Source organism: Myceligenerans halotolerans (genome assembly GCF_054782975.1).
Map to the genome: position 1 here is coordinate 1 of NZ_BAAGRL010000041.1, position 4,397 is coordinate 4,397.

Consider the following 4,397-nt stretch of genomic DNA (forward strand, 5'->3'; position numbering starts at 1 on the left):
GAACATCACAGAAAGAAGTCATCAAGGCGTGAACGCGTCTCATTTGACTTGACAACTACCGTGCCCTGGATCGGCGACCGAGCCCGTGCGGCCCTGGAGTTCGCCGAGGACGGCATCGCACCACCCGCACCGATCAACTCCATGACACTCCTGTCACTGGAGACCACCGCCCCCGTCCTGCTGCGCGAAGGCCTGTGGCCCGTCCACCCGTTCGCCGACCCGCACATGGTCTCCCTCGGGGAACAACTCCCCTACGACTGGCGCATGCTCAAACAGCTCCAGCGCCAACACCTGGCCTCCCACGGCATGCCCGACCAGATCACCCACCCCAGCGAACGCGAATCCTTCGCCGAGGTCGTCCAGCACGCCCTGACCACCCAAGGAGTCACCTTGCTCAAGGAAATGCTCGCCGACGGATCACTCCTGTTCGACGACAAACTCCTCGACCCCGGCGGCATCACTTCCGCCGTGGCCCGGCTGGAGTCAGGGACCTACCGTGAGGACCACGACGCCAAACTCCTGGAAGTCCTCACCCTCCACCACGCCACCACCGCCTACTGCTGATCGGCGCTTCTGCACCACCGCCGATCTCCGACCACCTCTGACAGCCGCCAGGAGCACCCCACTGTGTTCACCATCCGCCCCGCCTTTCCGCACGACCGCTCAGCGATCGAGAACCTCATCCTGGCCCGCTCGGCATGGCTCGAACAGCGTGGCCTGGAGACCTGGCGCGACGCCGCCGGCGCCATCGCGGCCCTGGCGAACGACCACGACAGCGGAATGTGGGTCGTCCAGGACGGCAACGACATCATCGGCACCACGACCGTCCAAGCCGAGGCCCCGCCCGAGTGGACCCCGGACGAAGCCGCCGAGCCCGCCCTGTACCTGTTCACCACCGCCACCCACCCCGCCTGGCGCCACCACCGCATCGGCACCCAGATCGCCTGGTGGGCCACCGACCTCGCCGCTCGACAAGGCGCCCACTGGGTCCGCCGCGGCTGCTACTTCGAACAACTCGCCGACCACTACAAGCAGCAGGGCTACAGCCTCGTGCGCACTACCCAGCGCAAGACCCGCACCCTCTACCTCCTCCAACACCCCGCCCAACACCGCGATGACCTCATCCTGCACGAGACGCAGGACGCCCGGCATCGGCCGTGACTCTGCCGGTCGCGGAGTTGCCCTCCACCAGCCGCTTCACCGCCCTGCTCACCATCTGACCCTTGGAGTTCACCATCAACGAGAACACCACCCCCGGCCTGTGGCTCACCCACGACGGCGTCGGGCTCGGCCCGCTGCGCGCCGATCTGCTGGAGTCGTACTGGCGCTGGGAGAACTCCCTGCCCGTCATGGCCGGCTACGCCCGCCAGACCCACGAGTCGCTGGTCGAGCGCACCGCTGGGCTCGAGCACCAGATCTCGGACACCGAGGCCCAGACACGCTTCACGATCTACGGCCACCACGACAGCGACGACGACGGCAAGGGCTGGCGGCCGGTCGGTATGGCTTCCTTGCTCATCGACGACCGCTACCGCACCGCCGAGTTCTTCATCTACATCGGCGAACCCGCCGAACGCGGCCGGGGAACGGGAACCACCGCGACCACCATGGTGCTCGACTGGGCCTTCCACCTCACCGCGCTGCGGTGTGTCCACCTGTCGGTCATCGCCCAGAACACCGGCGCCATCCACGCCTACGAGAAGGCCGGCTTCCGCATCGTGGGCACCCGCCGCCGCACCGGCTCCTGGCTCGGCCAACCCGCCGACGAAGTCATCATGGACGCCATCCCCGAGGAGTACGCCGGGCCGCGGCTGGTCGAGGCGGCCGTCCTTGGCACCGCGCCCGGGACTCCGAGGCTGCCCTGACCGCCGTCGCGTTCACTTACGTGGACGGCGGTAGTTCTCAGGTGTCGAAGTCGTAGCGCAGGACGTAGGCGGAGGCGTCGGCGGTCATGATGTTGACCTCGACGGGTGTGCCGTCCTGGGTGACCGCGGTCCTGGTGATGATGTAGACCGGAGTCGCGGCCTGCATCTGGAGTTCTTCCTTCTCGGCCCTGGTGGGCATGCGCGAGACGATGTCCTCGCGAAAGTGCGCGGGCGCGTGGCCGAGGTCCGCCAGGCGGGCGTAGATCCCGCCCGGCCCGGTGTCGGCTTCGACGATGGGGCTGTCGGCGACGAGCTCCGCGGGCAGGTACGACGTGGCGGACAGCACGGGCTTGTCGTCCAGGAGGTAACGGCGTCGCCGGATGGCGACGGCGGCCCCCTCACCGAGCGCGAGGAGTGCGGCGATGTCGCCAGCGGCTTCTTCTTCCGGGGTGACTTCGATGCCGTCCACGGTGAGGTTCCGCTGGGCGGTGTCGGTGTCCCACATGCTCTTGCCGGCGTTCCACTGGCGGGCGCTGACGCGGTTGATGCCGTTGCGGATGACAGGCTTGAACTCGCGGACGAAGACTCCGGCACCCTGGCGGGAGACGGTCAGGCCCTCGGCCTGGAGCTTGGCGAGCGCGCTGCGCACGGTCAGGCGCGCGGCGCCGTAGTCCTGGATGAGGGTGTTCTCGCCGGGCAGCCGGTCGCCTGGTCCGTAGTCCCCGCGTTCGATGGCGTCGCGGAGGTCGGCGGCGATCTTCTCCGCCACGCCACTTCTCACCTCTTTAGACACGACATCAACCCTACGGGACCCGACTGGCCGGTTGGCACGGCGCAGCCGGCACGAAGGACATCTTCCCAACTTCTTTGCAGAAGGTGTTGACTTCTTTGCAGAGGGGCCTCATCGTGGAGTGGCCAACCTCTTTAAAGAGGCTCTCGGATGGTGGGGAGGCTATGCGATGCCCAGGCGTATCGGAGTACCCGAAGACCACGGCGAGTATGTGATGAACACCCATGATCAAGACCGTGGACCGTGCGGCCCCGACCGACTCGACCCGGCGATCGGTGTCCTGCAGGACATGCTGCGTGAGACCGGTGCGGGCCGGATCGCGCTGGTCACGCTGGCACGCGGCTGGGTGTGCCTGCAGCCGGTCCGGTTGGACGACGGCGAGCAGATCGCCCGGACACTCGGCTGCACCACGCCGCTGGATCATCGGCTGCTCGTGCCCGGACACACCCTGTGGACAGGGACCGTCGACGGGCTCGAGGTCCAGGTCCGCTCATCGCTGCGCGAGCCTGCCAGGAAGGCGTGATGAACGCGCCCGCCCCGGTCGCGGTCGGCTACGTGTCCGCGCGCGACGAGGGCACCCTCGACGCTCAACGCGACGCAGTCACCGAACACGCCCGGGCCGAGGGCTACGCGTTGGCGCAGATCGTCACCGACCGGTTCGACGGCCACACCATCAGCCAGATCCTCGACGTCGCCCACCGCCACGACGCGCGGGCCGTGATCATCCCCGCCAGCACCACCCTCGCCACCACACGCACCCGCCTGACCCATGACCTCCAGCCCTTCGGCGCGATCTGCCTGGTCATCGACCAGCCCGCCACGACCGCCGTCGGCCCCGCAACCACCACAACCGGGGCACCGCGCCTGACCAACGCGTTCCCGCGGCACTCCTCCCGCCCCACACCCGACACGCAGCAAGGACCCGCGCATGAGCACCGACCACCCCACCACGACCGATGAACGGACGACGGCGACCGACCTCGGCGCACCGGCCCCGGGCGAGGAACTCCACCGCCCCTCAGCCCCCACGACCCCAAGCCCCGACGGGCCGATGCTGATCGCCCTGGACGTGGACGACACCATCGTTCCCGAGGGCACCATCGACGTGCCACCGGTCACCGCCGATGCCGTGCAGGACGTGATCGCCGCCGGCCACCATGTGGTCCTGTCCACCGGACGTTCCTTGGTGGGGGTGATGCCGGTGGCCGCGAGCCTGGGCCTCGCCTCGGGCTGGATCGTCGCCTCGAACGGCGCGGTCACCGCACGCCTGACCCCGAACGCGCCGGGCGGGTACGAGATCACCGATGCCTTCACCCTCCACGTGCCACCCGTCGTGAACCTGGTCCGCGAAGTCATGGCCGAGACCGCCATCGCCGCCGAAGAAGTCGGCTACGGCTACCACGTCACCCGCCAGTTCGAACCCGGACTGCTCAACGGCCGCCAGACCCTCGTCACCCACGACCACCTCCCCGAGTCCACGCCCCGCCTGGTCCTGCACGCACTCGGCGTCACCCCCACCCTGCTGCGCCACCTGCGCACACTCGACGTGACCGCCACCCCGGCAGGCGACTCCTGGATCGACCTGGCCGCAGGCCTGATCTCGAAGGGCACGGCTCTCTACCGCGTCCGGCGCCGCCTCGGCGTGCACCCCGACCGCACCCTCGCGATCGGGGACGCGATGGTGAGATCGGCCAGGGGCGCGGTGTCACGCTCTCACGTGGTCCGTTTCCCCTGGCCGTCTC

Annotated in this window: 7 protein-coding genes; 6 read left to right on the plus strand and 1 reads right to left on the minus strand. The window is 68.8% G+C overall.

From position 1 onward, the window contains the following. Positions 1 to 60 precede the first annotated feature (60 nt). The 3 genes from ACYVK5_RS21335 to ACYVK5_RS21345 all read left to right on the plus strand — a co-directional run bounded on the left by ACYVK5_RS21335 (position 61) and on the right by ACYVK5_RS21345 (position 1,865). The gene (locus ACYVK5_RS21335; RefSeq protein ID WP_460707983.1) at positions 61 to 564 is read left to right on the plus strand and encodes a hypothetical protein; all 504 of its coding nucleotides are present in this window, start codon (positions 61 to 63) and stop codon (positions 562 to 564) included. Positions 565 to 627: 63 nt separating this feature from the next. Further along, positions 628 to 1,161, plus strand: a complete 534-nt coding sequence (locus ACYVK5_RS21340; protein WP_460707984.1) for a GNAT family N-acetyltransferase — start codon at positions 628 to 630, stop codon at positions 1,159 to 1,161. A 62-nt stretch (positions 1,162 to 1,223) separates the two neighbouring features. Further along, positions 1,224 to 1,865, plus strand: coding sequence for a GNAT family N-acetyltransferase (locus ACYVK5_RS21345; RefSeq protein ID WP_460707985.1), 642 nt, complete (start codon positions 1,224 to 1,226; stop codon positions 1,863 to 1,865). A gap of 37 nt (positions 1,866 to 1,902) precedes the next feature. Here ACYVK5_RS21345 and ACYVK5_RS21350 read toward each other — a convergent pair whose 3' ends face one another. Then, positions 1,903 to 2,658 (minus strand): GntR family transcriptional regulator, encoded by a 756-nt coding sequence (locus ACYVK5_RS21350; RefSeq protein WP_460707986.1) that lies wholly within the window; start codon positions 2,656 to 2,658, stop codon positions 1,903 to 1,905. Positions 2,659 to 2,869: 211 nt separating this feature from the next. On the opposite strand from ACYVK5_RS21350, the gene ACYVK5_RS21355 reads away from it, so the two are divergent. The 3 genes from ACYVK5_RS21355 to ACYVK5_RS21365 form a co-directional block, all read left to right on the plus strand. Next, entirely contained in the window at positions 2,870 to 3,178 is a 309-nt protein-coding gene (locus tag ACYVK5_RS21355; RefSeq protein ID WP_460707987.1) for a hypothetical protein, read from the plus strand. Then, the gene (locus tag ACYVK5_RS21360) at positions 3,178 to 3,615 is read left to right on the plus strand and encodes a hypothetical protein (RefSeq protein WP_460707988.1); all 438 of its coding nucleotides are present in this window, start codon (positions 3,178 to 3,180) and stop codon (positions 3,613 to 3,615) included. The genes ACYVK5_RS21355 and ACYVK5_RS21360 overlap by 1 nt, the downstream gene beginning before the upstream one ends. Beyond that, a partial coding sequence (locus ACYVK5_RS21365) for an HAD family hydrolase (protein WP_460707989.1) occupies positions 3,584 to 4,397 on the plus strand: 814 nt, incomplete at its 3' end. The genes ACYVK5_RS21360 and ACYVK5_RS21365, both read left to right, overlap by 32 nt.

Excerpts from the sequence above, each read along its gene's own strand:
- ACYVK5_RS21355 (WP_460707987.1), top strand. The coding sequence starts at position 2,870 with ATGAACACCCATGATCAAGACCGTGGACCGTGCGGCCCCGACCGACTC.
- ACYVK5_RS21360 (WP_460707988.1), top strand. The coding sequence starts at position 3,178 with ATGAACGCGCCCGCCCCGGTCGCGGTCGGCTACGTGTCCGCGCGCGAC.